An 18,226-nucleotide genomic window follows, 5' to 3' on the forward strand; every position below is an offset into this window, starting at 1 on the left:
CCCGTTTATCAAGAGTCACCCCGCCACGGGTGGCTCATGATAAGCGGATAATACATCGAGTTATTATCATGCATTTCATTCATACACTGCTGACGCTGCTGACCGCGTCCGTCCTGGGCGCCGCCATCGGCTATGAAAGACAATTCCGCCAGCGTACCGCCGGGCTGCGTACCAATACGCTGGTGGCCACCAGCGCGGCGATCTTCGTCCACCTGGCCATGACCATCGACGGCAGCGGCGGCGCGGTGCGCGTCATCTCCTACGTGGTCTCCGGCGTCGGCTTTCTCGGCGCCGGGGCCATCATGAAAGAAGGGATGAACATCCGCGGCCTGAACACCGCCGCCACGCTCTGGGGCTCCGCGGCGGTCGGCGCCTGCGCCGGCTGCGGCCTGTACGGCGATGCGCTGGCCGCCACGCTGTTCGTGCTCGCCGCCAACACCCTGCTGCGCCCGCTGGTCAATATGGTCAACAAACAGCCCTTCAATGACGTTAACGGCGAATCCACCTACCAGATTTGCGTCATTGCCTTCGAGCATGAACAGCGTGAAGCGCTGGCCAAATTCAAACAGGTGCTGCAAGGAGAAAACTGCTTTATCTCGCATCTGGATATCGAACCCTTTGGCGACGACGACGTGGAGATCACCGCCACGCTGATGCCGGCCTCCGTCACCACGCCGGTGCTCGACCAGACCATCAATAAACTGCTGAACGACAGCATGATGAAACAGGCCTATTACAGCCGCATCGCCGGCTCCGGCTAATGCCGTTCACTTCCAGGGAGATCCACCATGAAAACCATGCCGAAACTGGCTCATCTGACGATGTTCAAAGACATCGTTCACTGCGGAAGTTTGCACGATGCCGCGAAAAAACTGGCCGTCTCGCAACCGACGCTCAGCCGGGTGCTCAAAGAGCTGGAAATGTCCATCGGCGCGCGGTTGCTGGAGCGCAGCAACCGCGGCGTGCGCCTGACGGCGGTCGGCGAGCTGTTTTACCGGCGGATAGACGCCGCCACCAATCAGTTGCTCAGCGCGTTTGACGAGCTGCGCGGCATGAGCGCCGGCGGCGAGAAGCGCCTGCGGGTGGGGATGAGCGTCGATCCGCTGCTGTGCTACCTGCCCCAGGTGCTCGAAGGCTTCAACCGCCGCTACCCGCATACCCGGGTGACGGTGGTGGAAGACGGCCCGGAAGGCCTGCTCGCCCGACTGAGAAACTGCGAGCTGGATTTGGCGGTCAGCAGCCTGAACGGCGCGGCGGGCGGCGCCGATCTGGCCATGCAGGCGCTGAAGAGCGAGCGCTTCTCGCTCTATCAAGGGGGCGACCTGACCGCCGCCGGGCAGCCGCCGGCCGAAGCCAAATGGGTGGTGCCGCGCTCCTGCTCGGTGGGGCACGCCGCCATCCGCGAGATCGCCGAGCGTTACACGCCGCACGGCCAGATCGTCGAGACCGACTCCTTTCTGGCGACCTGGTGCCTGGTCAGGCAGCAGGGCTATATCGCGCTGCTGAGCGATCGGGTCGTCGCGCACTACGCCCCGCAGCTGCACCTGCAGAAAATCCCGACGCAGGGGATCGACATCAGCGCGCGCTTTTATGTCTTTACCCGCCATGAGCCGGCCACGCCGCCGCTCAGCGCCGCCTTTATCCACCTGCTGCAAACCCTGCAAACGGGTTGAACGCTCAGGCCGCCGCCCGCTGGCGCTCCAGTTCGCGCACCAGCGGGATCACTTCGCGGCCGAAGTACTCCACCTCTTCCTGGAAGTGCAGAAACGCCAGCAACAGCAGATCCACCCCGGCGTCTTTCAACGCGATGATGCGCTCGGCGATCTGCTGCGGCGTGCCGATCAGGTTGGTTTTAAAGCCGTCGTTATACTGCACCAAATCTTCGAAGGTGGACTTGGCCCAGTTGCCCTCGCCCTCGGGCGAGGCCGCCCCGGCGTTTTTCACCTCGTGCCCGAAGCCCTGCACCGCCTCCGGGTTGGCGTGATCGATGATCTCCTGCAGCACCGCCTGCGCCGCCTGTTCGCTCTCGCGGGCGATGACAAAACCGTTCACCCCCACCTTCACCCGATGGTGATTGGCCTGCGCCTTGCTCTGGATGTCCTCCACCTGCCGGCGAATGCCCTCCACGCTGTTGCCGTTGGTGAAATACCAGTCCGAGACCCGCGCCGCCATGTCGCGCGCCGCACGTGAGCTGCCGCCCTGGAAAATTTCCGGCAACGGCGCCAGCGGCTTCGGCTTCAGCGAGTAGTCGCGGAAACGGTAGAAATCGCCGGCGAAGGTGAAACTGGGCTCAGTCCAGATGCCGCGCAGGCAGCGGATAAACTCTTCCGAGCGCAGGTAGCGCTCCTCATGATCCAGCCACGGCTCGCCGATGGCCTTGAACTCGCCGCGGAACCAGCCGCTGACAATGTTCACCGCGATGCGCGCGTTGGAAAGATGGCTGATGGTGGCGATCTGTTTGGCCGCCAGCGTGGGGTTCCACGGCCCCGGCAGCAGTGCGGCGATCACTTTCAGCTTTTCGGTGGCGTCCAGCAGGGCCTGTGAGAACGACACCGACTCGTGCTGGTTCTCCGCGCCGTAACCGGCGGTGAAGCGGATCTGGGTAAGCGCGTAGTCGAAACCGGCGCGCTCGGCGATCTGCGCCAGCTTGCGGTTATAACCGATGTCCCAACCGGTGCGCTGCGGGATATTGCTGATCACCAGGCCGCCGGAAACGTTCGGCACCCAGTAGGCGAACTGAATCGGCTGCTGCGAGTGGTTTGCTGCTGACATGCTTCTCTCCCTCTGACCGTCGGCGCCGTTATGCGGCGCGCATATAACCATTATTGATTTCCAAATATTGAAAACCTTGTTTTGGTTATAAAACCGATAGCAGGATGCGTGCCAATCGCCACGTTAAGGCATCTGGCTGAAAAACCGGGCGTTTAAAGCCGACGGGTGCGGGCGGGTGCTGCATTGGCAACAGCGGCTGACGGGCGGCTGTTGGTTATGCAACAAACCGCTCACCCCGCCAATCCAACCGTTCACCCGGCGGATCTGACCGCTGACCGAAATACGCCTGTCTTCCCCCCTAACCCCCGGCGATGATGAGCTGTTCCTAAACCCGCCTTACCTCGGGAAAGACGCTACGGCTCACCGCGCCACTCTGACATCTCTTACAAGCGGATGAGTTCATTCATATTTTGCAGACTGGAATTAAGGATACCTCATGAAACGAGAGGGGATTTTAAAGCACATTCCGTGGATGCTGCTGGGGATACTCGGCGCAGCCTGCCTCGGCGTGGTGGCGCTGCGCCGCGGCGAACACATCAGCGCGCTGTGGATCGTCGTCGCTTCGGTGGCGGTGTATCTGGTGGCCTACCGCTACTACAGCCTGTACATCGCCACCAGGGTGATGAAGCTGGACGCCGGCCGTGCCACCCCGGCGGTGGTCAACAACGACGGCCTCAACTACGTGCCGACCAACAAGAACGTGCTGTTCGGCCACCACTTCGCCGCCATCGCCGGCGCCGGGCCGCTGGTGGGGCCGGTGCTGGCCGCGCAGGTCGGCTACCTGCCCGGCACGCTGTGGCTGCTGGGCGGCGTAGTGCTGGCGGGGGCGGTGCAGGACTTTATGGTGCTGTTCATCTCCTCGCGCCGCAACGGCGCCTCGCTCGGTGAGATCATCAAAAAAGAGATGGGGCCGATACCGGGCACCATCGCGCTGTTCGGCTGCTTCCTGATCATGATCATCATCCTGGCGGTGCTGGCGCTGATCGTGGTGAAAGCGCTGGCGGAAAGCCCGTGGGGCGTGTTCACCGTCTGCTCCACCGTGCCGATCGCGCTGTTTATGGGCATCTACATGCGCTACCTGCGCCCCGGCCGCGTGGGTGAAGTGTCAATCATCGGCATCGTGCTGCTGGTGGCCGCCATCTGGTTCGGCGGCGTGGTGGCGCACGACCCGTACTGGGGCCCGGCGCTGACCTTTAAAGACACCACCATCACCTTCACGCTGATCGGCTACGCGTTCGTCTCCGCTCTGCTGCCGGTGTGGCTGATCCTGGCGCCGCGCGACTACCTGGCCACCTTCCTGAAAATCGGCGTGATCGTCGGGCTGGCGATCGGCATCGTGATCCTCAACCCCGAGCTGAAAATGCCGGCGGTGACCCAGTTCGTCGACGGCACCGGCCCGGTGTGGAAAGGCACCTTGTTCCCGTTCCTGTTCATCACCATCGCCTGCGGCGCGGTCTCCGGCTTCCACGCGCTGATCGCTTCCGGCACCACGCCGAAGCTGCTGGCCAATGAGACCGACGCGCGCTTTATCGGCTACGGCGCGATGCTGATGGAGTCCTTCGTCGCCATCATGGCGCTGGTGGCGGCTTCCATCATCGAGCCGGGCCTGTACTTCGCCATGAACACCCCGCCGGCGGCGCTGGGCATCACCATGCCGGATCTGCACCGCCTGGGCACCGAAGACGCGCCGATGATCATGGCTTCGCTGAAGGACGTGACCGTGCACGCGGCGGCGGCGGTCAGCTCCTGGGGCTTCGTCATCAGCCCGGAACAGATCCTGCAGACCGCCACCGACATCGGCGAACCTTCGGTGCTGAACCGCGCCGGCGGCGCGCCAACGCTGGCGGTGGGCATCGCCCACGTGTTCCACCAGATCATTCCGGGCGCCAACATGGGCTTCTGGTATCACTTCGGCATTCTGTTCGAGGCGCTGTTCATCCTGACCGCACTGGACGCCGGCACCCGCTCCGGCCGCTTTATGCTGCAGGATCTGCTCGGCAACTTCGTGCCGTTCCTGAAGAAAACCGACTCGCTGGTGGCCGGCATCATCGGCACCGCCGGCTGCGTCGGGCTGTGGGGCTACCTGCTGTATCAGGGCGTGGTGGATCCGCTCGGCGGCGTGAAGAGCCTGTGGCCGCTGTTTGGCATCTCCAACCAGATGCTGGCCGCCGTGGCGCTGGTGCTGGGCACCGTGGTGCTGATTAAGATGAAGCGCGCGCAATACATCTGGGTGACCGTGCTGCCGGCGGTGTGGCTGCTGATCTGCACCACCTATGCGCTGGGCCTGAAGCTGTTCAGCGATAACCCGCAGCTGGAAGGCTTCTTCTTCCTGGCCGGCGAATACAAACGCAAGATCGCCGAGGGCGGCGCCGAGCTGAGCGCCCAGCAGATCGCCAACATGAACCACATCGTGGTGAACAACTACACCAACGCCGGGCTGAGCATTCTGTTCCTGCTGGTGGTGTACAGCATCATCTTCTACGGGGTGAAAACCGCGATGGCGGCGCACAAGAATCCGAAACGCACCGACCAGGAAACGCCTTACGTGCCGGTGCCGCAGGCCGCGCCCGCCGACGGCGTAACTGAGGGGGAGGTCAAAGTTTCGACCCAGCATTGATGTGATTTAACGGATACCCTGCATAATAAACGTTAAGTAGTACCCAAAGCCGCACGGCCTGCGTATCGCAAGATGCCAGCCGTGCGGCGCGATGCAATCGAGATACCCGGGGCGACCCGGAGGTGGGGCATCCCTGCGGGAACCCCATCCCCCGGCTTCCCCTAATATCAGGCTAAAGCAAGCGCTGTAGTGATGCAGGGTAAAGTTGGAGAAGGCTTATGTTCGGAAATCTCGGCCAGGCGGGGAAGTACCTCGGGCAGGCGGCGCGCATGTTGGTGGGCGTGCCTGACTACGATACCTACGTCCAGCACATGAAAGACAACCACCCGGACAAGCCGGTGATGACCTATAAAGAATTTTTCCGCGAGCGCCAACAAGCGCGCTACGGCGGCGACGGCAAAGGCGGCATGCGCTGCTGTTAACCCGCAGTCACAAGGACCCGTATGAAACCCATCGCAGTCACCATCCTGACCGGCTTTTTGGGCGCCGGCAAAACCACCCTGCTGCGCCACATCCTGAACGCCGACCACGGCTATAAAATCGCGGTCATCGAGAACGAGTTCGGCGAAGTGCCGATCGACGACGCGCTGATCGGCGATCGCGCCAGCCGCATTACCACCCTGAGCAACGGCTGCATCTGCTGCAGCAAGTCCAACGAACTGGCGGACGCGCTGCTGGATCTGCTGGACGGCGTCGACAGCGGCCAGCTGGCGTTCGATCGGCTGATCATCGAATGCACCGGCATGGCCGATCCCGGCCCGATTACCCAGACTTTTTTCTCGCACGAGATCCTGTGCGAGCGCTTCCTGCTGGACGGCATCATCACCCTGGTGGACGCGGCGCACGCCGAGCAGCAGCTGAGCCAGTTCAGCATCGCCCAGGCGCAGGTGGGCTACGCCGACCGCCTCCTGCTGACCAAAACCGACGTGGCGCCGGACTGCGAGGCGCTGATCCAGCGGCTGCAGCGGATGAACGCCCGCGCGCCGGTGTACAAGGTGACGCACGGCAACATCGATTTAAGCGTGCTGTTCGACATCGAAGGCTTCACGCTGAACGACAAGCTGAACCTGACGCCAGCCCCCCCCCTGTTCCGCCGCATCCCGCAGCCGCAGAGCGACATCCGCTCAATTGTCGTGACGCTGGAACGCCCGCTGCCGCTGATGCAAATCTCCGACGTGATGGAAGGCCTGCTGCTGGAATACGCCGACAACCTGCTGCGCTACAAAGGCATTCTGTCCATCGAAAACGAATCGCGCCGCCTGCTGTTCCAGGGCGTGCAGCGGCTGTATAACGCCGACTGGGATCGGGAGTGGCTGCCGGAGGAAGAGCGCAAGAGCACGTTGGTGTTTATCGGTGTGGATCTGCCGGAGGAGGAGATTCGGGGAAGGATTGGGGGGGGAGGGTAAGCAAGAGGTTGGATATTGGAGCCTGTGGGTGGGCTCCTTTATGGTCTTATGGCGCTAACGGGGTGGAGGGAGGGACACTAGACGCAGCTCTGTTGCTGCTTGCTGTAGGGCAAATTCAGCGACGAATTCACGCGCAGAGGGAAACTCGCCCGCCTGCTGTTTATTGAGGGAGACCAGCTTCGCGGAGAAATGGTATTGCTGCCCCGGCGTAAATACGTAGCCCTCTTCAGGGACGCACTGATTGGGGGCGATATCCCGCAGCGGCTCGAAGAATTTGAACGTGCGACTCTGCGCCTCATCCAATCGGTAAATCGAGATACCCGCGAGCTTTTCGTCTCCCTGCGGCTGAACGGTGATGCATACTTTGCCCCCACGCAGGTTAGCGGTAGCGGGGTAGTCTACGGGGATACGATCGCCTATCGACGGGCAGCCTGCGAGCAGGAAGGGGAATGCGAGGGGGAAGATCTGTTTCATTTTGTCTCTGCGTTATCTGCTGCCCTGTGTGATATTTTCAATTTCGTAAACACCATTGAGCTTTATCACTTTGAAGTGAGCAATAAAGGCCCTGCCGGAAACATCCTGCAGGTTTCTGCGCTTCTCAATCGGCACAAAATTTAGCCTCATGCTGTAGGTATGATTTTCCTGAAACGGGTAATCTTCTTGGGTAACGCAAATGCCCTTTTTCAGATTCTGGTTCACCACCTCAATCAATTTCTCATCCAAATCACCACTGATATAGAGCGTATCTGGCCTTTCGTTTTCCTTTGGTGACGGATAGATGCAGATGTCGCCATTCGCTTTAGCATGGGCGGCGATAGGGATGTCCGGCGCATAGCGCTGATCGAGACGATCGCCTACGCAGGCGCTTAACAAAGTCACACCAACAACGGCACAGAACAGTCTCGCCTTCATAACCAATCCTCTTACTTGTAAGGAAAACCGACTAACACTTTCTCATATTTTTCTTTTACTTTTCTCACATCGGCATAGTCATTACCGTTGTAAGTCACTTCCTTGCCGAAGCGGTTTCTCCAAACAGCATAACCTGAAGAGGTCAACAAATGATAATCAGCAACGATCTGAGCCTGTTGCTCCATAGCGTAGTTCTTTAGGAGTTTGGAGCCATCCAGTTCATAACTGTAATTTGCCAACCAACTGTAGAGGCCTCGGGTCTTAACCCACATACCACGCTGGTATTGCCAAACATGAACCATTTCATGGATGAAAAGATGTTTATGACTATACCCTTCCTTTGAGAAATCGGGCACGTACCAGTCTCTAAAATACAGCTCACCATTGGGTGACATCGCAGTGTTTCGATTTTGTAAGCCAAAGGGGAAATAGCTATCGTGATGAACCCAGACTTTCCCATAAATAATTGAACCACTAAATACCGACTTCGCAAGGCCGATCTCCCCGGAGGTTAATAGCCTTAAAGCCCCCTCTTTCTTTTCCATCGTAGTGCATCCCTGTCATTATTTTAAAAAACTCACTACCGCGAGTATTAACAAAGAGGTTGATAATAGCACCCTAGGTACACAGGATAAACATTCAACCATTCTTTTTACATTCATTCACCTCAACGTATTTCGTGACAACAAAATTCACAGATTTAATAATTCATTTAGCAAATGAATTATCCTAACTGATTAGCCTGAATTAAAATTTAATAACTGCGATCTGCATTCCAACCTCATGAGTAAACAGCCTGTAATTCCATACAGCTTATTTTTTTCCTTTTACTGATAACGTTATAGTTTTTCTGCTGCGGCAAAATCCGCAGCCGGAGTTAGCGTTCCGAACACTTACACAAGGCAGCATTATGTATATAATGTTGGGGCTTTAAACATCCAGAATTATGGTGGCCCAAGTGGGGGCTTCGCAAGAAGCGCCGGTTTCCTTCGTGTCCGGTAACGCTAACTCCGTTTGGGCTACCACCATGGGTTTAGCGTCTCATGTGGTAGTACGCATACTACACACTAAGGATAAAGACACATGGAAAATGTCATCACCACCGAGTTCACCACAAGTACCCTCACCCTTTATCGCCAACTGTTTAACCACCTCGATCTCAGCGCTTTTAACCCTTCAGAACTCTTAGACCTGGCCGCCCTCTCTGCCGAGCAGGCTGAAGGGCTGTGCCACGGGCTGATGCTGTTCGGCCATTTACTACAAAAGCACCCACAACTGGACGCTGAAGGCTGGGAACAGCTGAACCGCTACCTCAACGCTACAGCGCATCTGGTTCCTGCGTTGTGTAACCTTTATGGGCGGGCGTTGCGGGAGATGGAAGTCTGCGGCTAACGTAAATGGCAATCAGGGCGATGCCTGCACTCGTCGCCCTTCCCACTCAGGATTTCCAATAAATCTGACTGACATATCACAATAAAAGCATTCATCAAGGTAGGCATTTCCTCCCCTACCTGGCATAGTTAACGCATTCGGTAAATCGATGAGTTAACTTCTGGGTATTGATATATGGCTGCTGCAAAACTTTGGACTAGAGAAGAATTACTGATCGCTTTCACTCTGTACAGCCAAATACCGTTTGGCAAACTTCATTCGAGAAATCCCGAAATAATCCACTATGCAAAATTGATTGGACGCACGCCATCAGCACTAGCCATGAAGCTGGTTAACCTCGCTAGTTTGGATCCATATATTATCGAATCTGGTCGAAGCGGTTTGAAAGGGGCCTCTAACGCCGATCGTGCGTTATGGCTTGAAATGAGCCACGACACCGAAGCGTTCAATCAGCAATGTCAGCTGGCGATGGAGCACCTAGAAGAAGAAACAGTTACGCCGGGGCTTAATGAGAGCACAAAGGATTTCAGCGGCAGCGAACGCATCTCTACCGTCAAAACACGCGTTGATCAAAACCTGTTTCGCAAGAATGTGCTTGAAGTGTATGAATACCGTTGTTGCGTGACCGGCTTGGAAGAGCCCGCATTGCTGGTCGCTAGCCATATCCTGCCTTGGAGTCACTCGATAGAGCAGCGTCTTAACCCTAGTAATGGGTTGTGCCTGTCGAGCCTTCATGACAAAGCTTTTGACCGCGGGCTCATTACGTTTGATGATAAGTTGGAGTTGGTGTTATCACCGCAACTTAAGAAGTTAAAAAGTAGTATTTATGTGGATAATTTTGAAAAGTATGAAGGAAAAAAACTTCGGTTGCCATTAAGTTGTCATCCTGACAGGAAGCACTTGGCTTATCATAGAGATAATATATTTATAAGTGATTAAATTTTATTTATCATTACTGCATATATAATCAGGCCAGCTTAATGTACAAATATCGCTTTTAATATAACTAGATAACCATTCAAGTGATTTATCATTATTTTTAAGACCACACTGCCATAACTCGAAGACTCTCCAGCCAGTTTCGAGCAAGACTATTTTATTATGGATATCACGCCGTCTATTTTTTATAAATTTATTCCGCCAGAACTCGACGTTAGTTTTTGGAGTTGTGGCAAAGCGACATCCATCATGATGATGCCAGAAGCAACCATGTATAAATATACATAACCTATACTTTTTAAGCACGACATCCGGTTTACCCGGTAAAGAACTGTCATGAAGCCTGAAGCGAAACCCTTGTGCGTGTAAGAACTTACGCATGATAATTTCCAATTGCGTATTTTTACTCTTCACACTAGCCATAATTCTGGATCTAGTATTCTTATCCACTTTATCCATCAATAGGTTCTCCGATATTTTTAATATGGCATACCTTCCAAAATAACTAACCGTCAAGTATTCATATTATTGACTTTATGATTAAGAAGTAACACTGTAAACATTACAAATTTTCAATTATAGCAACAACAGCAAAAGATACCTTTTTAATCGTCATGCCTTACGAATAAATGGCGATCACTCTACATCAGTAGAACCTATAGTCACTCCTGGAAGTAGAAATTTAGTTTTAGTAGGTAATCCATTCACCTCTAAAATAGCATTCATAATAGGTAAGGGGCATTGCCTCCAGATCAGATATGCTTGCTCTAACTGTGAACCGGGAAAAGATAAAAGAGGGTCATAACCTTGTAGCAATTTAAACCGACATAAAACCAAGTCATTTAAGAAATAATACTCATCACAAAGTAACCCTCTCTCATAAGCATCACGAATTAATGATCCATATAGTTCTAACATGATTTCTATTTTTTCTCCCCCTTGCTCATCCATCGGTTGATTATAATCTGCTTTTCCATTAAATCCTTTATGGGCAACCTTATGACAATCAATGCAAAGAGTGACACCATTCCCTGTATAAAACTTAGCTTCCTCTAAAAAACTTTTACGACAGATATGATGAGCAGAAACTTTACTCATAGAATGGCAAACAACACACCGGTAGCCGTCTCTGAATCGAATGAACTCACTCCAACGCTTTAAACAAGTCTTATTGGCCCTTTGATTATCTATCGAAGAGTGAAGCCGCGTTAATTTACCAACTAGATTTCTCCTAAATTCATCATCCATATTCAACCTCCAAATCAAAAGCACTCAGTAAAAAAACAACTCGTTAAGCAAACAACACTATATTAACCATACCATCAAGAGTAACTATGTAAGCAAAGAGAAAATAACGCTCTGTAATAACATATGAAATCTACTTATTCGTTCAACTCCTAGTGCACTTTTAAATATAGTTTACTTACAATCTCACCCACAATAATATTTACAACAAAATGCCTCATATAAATTCACATAAATACTGGATACTTAGGTTCCCCATCTTACCTTAAATACTGAGAAATACTATTTGCACTTACTCTTTCCAAAAAGGTTAACGAATTCAGCTATCGCCAAAGCAAGAAAAGCTGTGCGTTGGTCACGCCTCGATAGTTAATTCTAACTAAGGTTTTCAACAATTTCGTTTATCACTAAAAAACTTAAAAACCAGCTATGCCTTTGGTTTCAATAGCTCGGACTAAAACAGGTGTTCTTACAGAGCGAATGAATCGCAAAACACCAGTCTCCGCTAACATGATGCCGCAAGCACGACACCGGTATGAGCAGGCGCGAAAAAGAAGTAGACTCTGAACAGGCCTTTTTGCTATGCATCGATGGCATGTGCGATATAATCAGAGCATTTTTTGATTAATGCGTATCGAATGACAACGATGAAAAATAAACTAACCGCTATCGACCTTTTTGCTGGAGCAGGCGGTTTGTCGCTAGCAGCCCTTCAAAGCGGGGTGGACGTTTTAGCAGCAGTCGAGTTTGACTCAGCGGCAGCGAACACTTATGAAAAAAACATCAAGCAAATTTTTGGCAGCAGCCAAACCAAGGTCTACAACACTGATATCAACTTTATCAATGACCTGGATAAATTTATGAGAGACATCGGCATTGCTCCTGGTGAGCTTGATCTTCTGCTTGGAGGACCTCCATGCCAAGGATTCTCAACTCATAGAATCAATGGTGCTGGCGTTGATGATCCACGCAATCAGTTGCTGTTGAAATACTATGAGTTCGTACATGCACTCCGTCCTAAGATGTTTCTCATCGAAAACGTAGCGGGTTTGTTGTGGAAGAGACATGAGTCTTATCTCGCAACACTTAAGCAAAACGCCGAAGAAAATGGTTACATCATCAAATTTTGTGATCTGGTTAACGCTCGGGATTTTGGCGTGCCGCAAAATCGCAAACGGGTATTTATCCTTGGCGTTAGGCACGACATAGCTTCCGATACTATCGTATTCCCCCCAAAACCGACGCATTTCTCTCCAAGTGGCAAGCAAATTCCCAAGTGGAAAACGGCATCTTGCGTTTTTGAGCAGCCACCTGAGAATGTTTTAAATCGCTACTGGCATGACTATTTTTCGACAAAGACCAAACTTTCAAAATCGCAAGTCGATAGCCTATTGGCAAACCTTGATTTTGGCTGCAAAGTAGACGAGAAAGACTCGCTCAATTTCCACATGACGCACTCGGCAGAAATGGTCAAGGTTTTCAGTTCAACGCCATTAAACGGCAGTCGAATGGACTCAAATCGTGTACTGCCTTGTCACGAAACCCACACCGGCCATAAGGATGTGTACGGAAGAATCATGATTCATCAACCTTCGAACACGATTACTACAGGTTGCATAAACCCATCCAAGGGACGCTTCGTTCATCCCTGGAAAAATCACGGTATCACCATGCGGCACGCAGCAAGGTTACAAACCTTCCCTGACAATTTTGTCTTTTATGGCAACGCCACTCAGCAATCAAGACAAATTGGGAATGCGGTTCCTGTTAAGTTAGGTAGAAATTTGATAAAACCATTGATAAAATTCCTTAAGGCTTTTCAGTCTTGAAAATAAAATAACTTTAGAGGGGGTTACCGTGAGAAAATACTCCAAAAGGCTTGAAGTGGTTAACCCTCGCATTAATAAAAGTTTCATGAGTAAATTATTCAACTGCAAATTATTCTCATAAATAAAAAAATAAAAACCATCGTTAAAATTTTATATCATAGGGAGTATACCAATGGCCCAAATGAAAGTAAGCGCAAGAACTGTCGATATGCTAGGGAGGCAGCAAATTGCTGGCATCCCGACAGCTATTCACGAATTATTTAAAAATGCACACGATGCGTACGCAAAAAATGTAGAAATAGATTTTTTTGAGTCTCCAAACTTGCTCACATTGAGGGACGATGGAGTAGGGATGACGAAAGAGGATTTTATCAGCAAATGGTTAACAATAGGTACATCTAGTAAGTTAGGAATCAACAGAAAATCTGTATTCATTCCTGAAGGCATGAATGAACGTCCATTAATGGGTGAAAAAGGCATAGGAAGGCTAGCAATAGCTTCAATTGGCCGATTGGTTCTTGTCCTAAGTAGAGCTATTCGCGAAGAAGGAATGCACGAAATGGTTGCTGCATTAGTGCATTGGTCACAATTTGAAATACCTGAAATAAACTTATCAGATATAATAATACCTGTTCGTACGTTTCTTAAAGACGAAATTCCAGGTCAAGATGACATCCAATCAATGTCTAATGAAATAATGGAAAACATTGATAAACTGCATGAGAAAGTACCTGAAGAAATATATAATACAATAAAAAAAGATTTAGAAAACTTTACTTTTTCTCCAGATGTTCTATTCAGTAACCTACAAAGTATAACACTAACCAACTGGACAAATTCCGCTAATCAGGATGATGGTAGCTTAAAAAACAAACAAGCACCTATATTAGATGGTTTTTTTCATGGCACACACTTTATCATTATGCCTTGCGATCCAGCACTAGAGTTAGATATTAAAAAAGACGAAAATAATACCACCGAACTTCAAAAAATCCTTGTAGGTTTTGCAAACTCATTGAGCGACAGATCTGAACAAGTAATGGCAACCAAATTTCGGATTCATCGAGGAAACGCAGAACCAGAAGAGCTTATCGAAGAAGGTTTTTTCACCCCCGAAGATGCACGAAACGCAGATCACTATATAGAAGGTGAGTTTGACGATTTTGGTCAGTTTAAAGGAACGGTAACAGTCTATAGAGGAGACCCCGTAAAGCATATTATTAACTGGAATGAAAATTACGGTGCAAAAACCAATTGTGGTAGATTTAAAATAAAATTCTCATATTTACAGGGTGAAGCAAGTGACAGCACTGTCCCTACTCAAACATACGCCGAGATAAAATCAAAATTAAATATGTATGGTGGGGTTTATTTATATAAAGATGGAATAAGAGTGTTACCTTATGGCAAGCCAGAGTTCGACTTTCTAAGAATAGAGGAAAGAAGAACCAAGCGCGCTTCAACCGCATTTTTCTCTTATAGATGGATGTTTGGTGCAATTGAGATAGAACATAATCATAATGCTATGTTAATTGAAAAGGCCGGCAGGGAAGGATTAATAGAAAACATTGCCTATAGAGAATTCAAGAATATTTTAAACAATTTCTTTGATCAGTTAGCCGCAGATTTCTTCCGTGAAAACTCAATAAACGATAGATTTTGGGAGATTAAAGAGATATTTAGGAGCCAGGCAAAGATCCAGAAAGAAACCTTAGCAAAGAGAAAAAAAAGCATTGGCTTTAAAAGATCCAATTTTCAACACGAGCTTGAATCCTTCTTTTTAAATTATGATAACAACATATACTCAAGAGAAATGGAGAACCTTATAAGAGACACTGAACATCTTATACTTACCAGCAACAAAGGTTGGTCAACAGCTCAAAAATATAATTTCATATATAATGTAATGAGAGAGGTAAAAAATAAAAACAACGAATTCAACAAGTCCATAAAAATATCAAAACCAAATATTGGGTTAAATAAATTATTATTAAGACAATGGGAAAGTTATCTTATCCTTAGAGAAAAAATAACTGAGGATATTTTTGAGCCAGCACAGTCACAACTTGATGGAATCATAACTCATTATATGAGCGTTCATTCTCTCTCATTCAGTAAAAGAGAAAAAATAACAGAAACGGTTAATGATGAGCGTAGAAACCTTAATGAAAACGTAAATATATTTAAGAAAAGAATGAAAGACCATGTTAATACTTTAGATAATTCCATTAAAAATAAAGTTAGAGAGAAAACATTAGAGTTTACCGATACCATCAACTCTGTCATGGCTGAAATTAACAAAACCCCATTAGATACTATATATGAAAATGAAGCCAACTCAATGATCTCCTCATGGGAAAAACAGTTAGATGCTATGTCTAGCAAAACTGATGAATACTTTAGCAAGATCAAAGAGTCTATTGAAATCATAATAAATGATTTACAGGGTGATGAAGTTACCTCTATTGATACTCTCATAGCACTTGAAACTGAAAATGAACAGGTAAAGGATTCACTTAATCAATACTTTGATTTTGCGCAACTGGGTATGTCGATCGGTATCATTCAACACGAATTCAGTAGTACTATCAGATCCGTTAGACAAAGCATCAAAATGTTAAAGCCATGGGCAGACCAAAACCCAAATCTAAACACTATATTCTTTAATATTAGCCATAGCTTCTCACATTTAGATGGCTACTTAAAAATGTTCACACCTTTAAGCAGAAGGCTCTATAGGTCTAAAATTGAGTTAAGTGGAAAAGAAATCGCGAGATACCTTAAAGACATTTTCGACGAGAGAATGAAGCGACACAGCATTACACTAGAATCAACTGATAAATTTCTAAACATGGTGAATAATGTATATCCATCTACATTTTTACCTGTTTTTATAAATGTCATCGATAATGCAATTTATTGGTTGAACACTCAACGAGTCATTGACAACCCAGATAAGAAAATAGTATTAGCTACCCAAGGAAGTGCTCTAACCATTTCTAATAATGGTCCAGTAATACCTACAACTGATAGAGAAAATATCTTTGAGTTCAGCTTTTCTCGTAAAGAATCAGGTAGGGGCATGGGTCTTTATATTTCAAAGGAAACTTTAAATAGAGAAGGTTTTGACATTAAGTTGGCCAATGGAGATATAAGTGAATCTCCTTGCTTCATAATTGAAAATTTAGAAAAGGAGGTTTCAGCATGAATTTATTCTCGGCGCATTGTCATGAAGTAGTAAGGGAATATGTACAAAATGTTATGATTATTGATGATGGAGCTCAGCTAAACGCTACGCATGCTCCATCAACAGGTGTTATGCTGAACACTCCTGTCAGTACAAATCCCTTAATTTCAAGTTTTAGACAAATGGGCACAAAGGAAAATAGAGGGAAAATCCCACCGGATAGTATTCACCCTCTTGATACACTTTCTTTGACGAATGCCTTCTTTGAAGAAGGTATAGTTGCCGGAATTTATCAACCAAAAATACTGGATAATCAAACTCCTGAACAATTCGCCAGCATTGCACGTTCTGCATGTGAGAAAGCAGATATTATTATTTTGGATTGGATTCTAAAAAACCGAAGCTCTGATTTTAGCAAGGCTATAGTAAAAGAAATACTCCGGAGCGATAATGAGAATGGTGGGAAAATAAGAGCGATTATGATTTATACAGGAGAGTCTCGTTTAAATGATCTTAGAGATGAACTTTGTGATTACTTAACAGATTACACTTTAGATAGGAATATAGATTTTGAAATTCATTCTAGTAATTTGATAATCTCTTTTTATAATAAAGATCACCAAGCTTATGATTTCTCACCTGAAAGAGCAGTTAGTGAAGCAGATATACCTGCGGCCGCATTAAAATCATTCTCAATATTAATAAATGGATTAGTTCCAGCATTTGCAATAAAGGCAGCAGCGGCAATTAGGAAAAACACAGGAAGAATAATATCTAGGTTTGGAAAGAATCTTGACTCAGGATATTTAGCACACAGGGTTCTATTGCCAAGACCAGATGACTCTGAAGTATTTATGTTGGAAAATTTCATATCTTACATGAGAAATATTTTAGCCATATCTAGAGTTGACAATTCAACTTTAGGTGCTTGTACTATAGAAAAGTGGATAAAATATAATGATAATACATTAGCTAAAAAAATAACTCATGAGGATATAACATGTCAGATTGAATTGTCTGACATGATACAATTGTCAAAAAATGGATTTTCTGGAAACTTATCCAAAGTTATTCATAAAAAAAATAGTAGTATCTCTAAAAATTTTTGTGATATAAGTAAAAAACCATCACTTGATGCTATATCAATATTCGATACAGAAAAGACAAAGGTTATAAACTCCTCAATTGAATTATCCATTCTTTCATCTTTCAGACGCACATTCAAAGATATAGTAGGTATTAATGAATCTCCATATCTAACTCAAGGTTCACTTATATACTCAAAAAACATAGATCAGTTTATGTTATGTATAACCCCTAAGTGTGACACTGTAAGAATAAATAATAAATTAAATTTCTCATTTGTTGCGTTGGATGAGGTAACAGATGGAAAATTCGACATTGTCATTCCAAGAAATGCCTCTATCGATAGTCATAAAAAACTAATTCATGATTTTAAAAAATTCGACATAGCACAGCAAATCGTTGAAAATGTCTTATCACACAACAAAAAACCTAACAAATCTCTTATCAAGCAATTCCATTCGTTTCTTCCTTACGAGTCGAAAGAGTATACCCTTCTGCATACAACAAAAAAATTCCACAAGCTTGAACATATAGTATTCGAAACTGACGAACGGAAAAGGGTATTATCAAGTAATACAGACCCAGACACGATAATTTTCTGGGATGAAGATTGTCATGAATACATTTGGATCGGTGACTTACATGATTTAAACACAATATCACGAGTTGGAAACTTAGTATCTAACCTTAATAGAACTGGTACCGATGAGGTTGAGTGGTTGCGTCGAAACGCTCGATAGTTAAAAGCTTATCGTTAATAATTGGCATTGCTATATGAAGTTGTATACTGTATTTATGCAGCTTCATTATCAAACTTATTTTAATCGCTAATTAAACGAAT

General features: G+C 47.8%; 17 protein-coding genes. 11 read left to right on the forward strand and 6 right to left on the reverse strand.

Annotated features, from left to right (window positions below; genetic code table 11):
• Nucleotides 1-68 precede the first annotated feature (68 nt).
• On the forward strand, nucleotides 69-761 hold the full coding sequence (locus ACSBQS_RS15565; protein ID WP_019453282.1) for an MgtC/SapB family protein: 693 nt from the start codon (nucleotides 69-71) through the stop codon (nucleotides 759-761).
• A 27-nt stretch (nucleotides 762-788) separates the two neighbouring features.
• Nucleotides 789-1,673, forward strand: coding sequence for a LysR family transcriptional regulator (locus ACSBQS_RS15570; RefSeq protein ID WP_033641720.1), 885 nt, complete (start codon nucleotides 789-791; stop codon nucleotides 1,671-1,673).
• A 4-nt stretch (nucleotides 1,674-1,677) separates the two neighbouring features.
• On the opposite strand, the gene sfnG is transcribed toward ACSBQS_RS15570, so the two are convergent.
• Complete coding sequence (sfnG, locus tag ACSBQS_RS15575; RefSeq protein WP_025305137.1) at nucleotides 1,678-2,772, reverse strand: dimethylsulfone monooxygenase SfnG; 1,095 nt, start codon at nucleotides 2,770-2,772, stop codon at nucleotides 1,678-1,680.
• 436 nt (nucleotides 2,773-3,208) lie between these two features.
• Between sfnG and ACSBQS_RS15580 the strand changes: the two genes are divergently transcribed.
• The 3 genes from ACSBQS_RS15580 (at nucleotide 3,209) to yjiA (ending at nucleotide 6,795) form a co-directional block, all read left to right on the forward strand.
• A complete protein-coding gene (locus tag ACSBQS_RS15580; RefSeq protein ID WP_046688159.1) occupies nucleotides 3,209-5,389 on the forward strand; it encodes a carbon starvation CstA family protein in 2,181 nt (726 codons plus the stop codon).
• 218 nt (nucleotides 5,390-5,607) lie between these two features.
• Nucleotides 5,608-5,811: a YbdD/YjiX family protein gene (locus ACSBQS_RS15585; protein ID WP_004953088.1), complete on the forward strand. Its 204-nt coding sequence runs from the start codon at nucleotides 5,608-5,610 to the stop codon at nucleotides 5,809-5,811.
• 21 nt (nucleotides 5,812-5,832) lie between these two features.
• Nucleotides 5,833-6,795: a GTPase gene (gene yjiA, locus ACSBQS_RS15590; RefSeq protein WP_434991079.1), complete on the forward strand. Its 963-nt coding sequence runs from the start codon at nucleotides 5,833-5,835 to the stop codon at nucleotides 6,793-6,795.
• Between the two features lie 54 nt (nucleotides 6,796-6,849).
• Here the strand turns inward: yjiA and ACSBQS_RS15595 are convergent, their stop codons facing one another.
• Genes ACSBQS_RS15595 through ACSBQS_RS15605 form a run of 3 tightly spaced genes read right to left on the reverse strand, consistent with a single transcriptional unit; the run spans nucleotide 6,850 to nucleotide 8,252 of the window.
• Nucleotides 6,850-7,269: a putative T6SS immunity periplasmic lipoprotein gene (locus ACSBQS_RS15595; protein WP_434991082.1), complete on the reverse strand. Its 420-nt coding sequence runs from the start codon at nucleotides 7,267-7,269 to the stop codon at nucleotides 6,850-6,852.
• Between the two features lie 12 nt (nucleotides 7,270-7,281).
• Entirely contained in the window at nucleotides 7,282-7,707 is a 426-nt protein-coding gene (locus ACSBQS_RS15600) for a putative T6SS immunity periplasmic lipoprotein (protein ID WP_434991084.1), read from the reverse strand.
• Between the two features lie 11 nt (nucleotides 7,708-7,718).
• The gene (locus tag ACSBQS_RS15605; RefSeq protein ID WP_434991085.1) at nucleotides 7,719-8,252 is read right to left on the reverse strand and encodes a type IV secretion protein Rhs; all 534 of its coding nucleotides are present in this window, start codon (nucleotides 8,250-8,252) and stop codon (nucleotides 7,719-7,721) included.
• 401 nt (nucleotides 8,253-8,653) lie between these two features.
• Between ACSBQS_RS15605 and ACSBQS_RS15610 the strand changes: the two genes are divergently transcribed.
• From ACSBQS_RS15610 to ACSBQS_RS15620, 3 genes are all read left to right on the forward strand, one after another.
• Nucleotides 8,654-8,896 carry an ash family protein gene (locus ACSBQS_RS15610; RefSeq protein ID WP_198811647.1) on the forward strand — a complete coding sequence of 81 codons (243 nt, stop codon included), beginning with the start codon at nucleotides 8,654-8,656 and terminating at the stop codon, nucleotides 8,894-8,896.
• Nucleotides 8,791-9,099, forward strand: coding sequence for a hypothetical protein (locus ACSBQS_RS15615; protein ID WP_198811645.1), 309 nt, complete (start codon nucleotides 8,791-8,793; stop codon nucleotides 9,097-9,099). The genes ACSBQS_RS15610 and ACSBQS_RS15615 overlap by 106 nt, the downstream gene beginning before the upstream one ends.
• Nucleotides 9,100-9,273: 174 nt before the next feature.
• Nucleotides 9,274-10,038, forward strand: a complete 765-nt coding sequence (locus tag ACSBQS_RS15620) for an HNH endonuclease (protein WP_434991087.1) — start codon at nucleotides 9,274-9,276, stop codon at nucleotides 10,036-10,038.
• Nucleotides 10,039-10,041: 3 nt separating this feature from the next.
• Here ACSBQS_RS15620 and ACSBQS_RS15625 read toward each other — a convergent pair whose 3' ends face one another.
• Both ACSBQS_RS15625 and ACSBQS_RS15630 read right to left on the reverse strand, forming a co-directional pair.
• Complete coding sequence (locus ACSBQS_RS15625; RefSeq protein ID WP_434991089.1) at nucleotides 10,042-10,497, reverse strand: very short patch repair endonuclease; 456 nt, start codon at nucleotides 10,495-10,497, stop codon at nucleotides 10,042-10,044.
• Nucleotides 10,498-10,674: 177 nt separating this feature from the next.
• Nucleotides 10,675-11,286, reverse strand: a complete 612-nt coding sequence (locus ACSBQS_RS15630; RefSeq protein WP_434991091.1) for an HNH endonuclease — start codon at nucleotides 11,284-11,286, stop codon at nucleotides 10,675-10,677.
• Between the two features lie 635 nt (nucleotides 11,287-11,921).
• Here ACSBQS_RS15630 and ACSBQS_RS15635 point away from each other — a divergent pair.
• From ACSBQS_RS15635 to ACSBQS_RS15645, 3 genes are all read left to right on the forward strand, one after another.
• The gene (locus ACSBQS_RS15635) at nucleotides 11,922-13,112 is read left to right on the forward strand and encodes a DNA cytosine methyltransferase (RefSeq protein ID WP_434991093.1); all 1,191 of its coding nucleotides are present in this window, start codon (nucleotides 11,922-11,924) and stop codon (nucleotides 13,110-13,112) included.
• Nucleotides 13,113-13,284: 172 nt separating this feature from the next.
• The gene (locus ACSBQS_RS15640) at nucleotides 13,285-16,320 is read left to right on the forward strand and encodes an ATP-binding protein (protein WP_434991096.1); all 3,036 of its coding nucleotides are present in this window, start codon (nucleotides 13,285-13,287) and stop codon (nucleotides 16,318-16,320) included.
• Nucleotides 16,317-18,125 carry a response regulator receiver domain gene (locus ACSBQS_RS15645; protein WP_434991097.1) on the forward strand — a complete coding sequence of 603 codons (1,809 nt, stop codon included), beginning with the start codon at nucleotides 16,317-16,319 and terminating at the stop codon, nucleotides 18,123-18,125. Before ACSBQS_RS15640 ends, ACSBQS_RS15645 begins: the two co-directional genes overlap by 4 nt.
• Nucleotides 18,126-18,226: the final 101 nt, after the last annotated feature.

Source organism: Serratia sp. H402Y (genome assembly GCF_051172415.1).
GTDB classification, from domain to species: domain Bacteria; phylum Pseudomonadota; class Gammaproteobacteria; order Enterobacterales; family Enterobacteriaceae; genus Serratia; species Serratia ureilytica.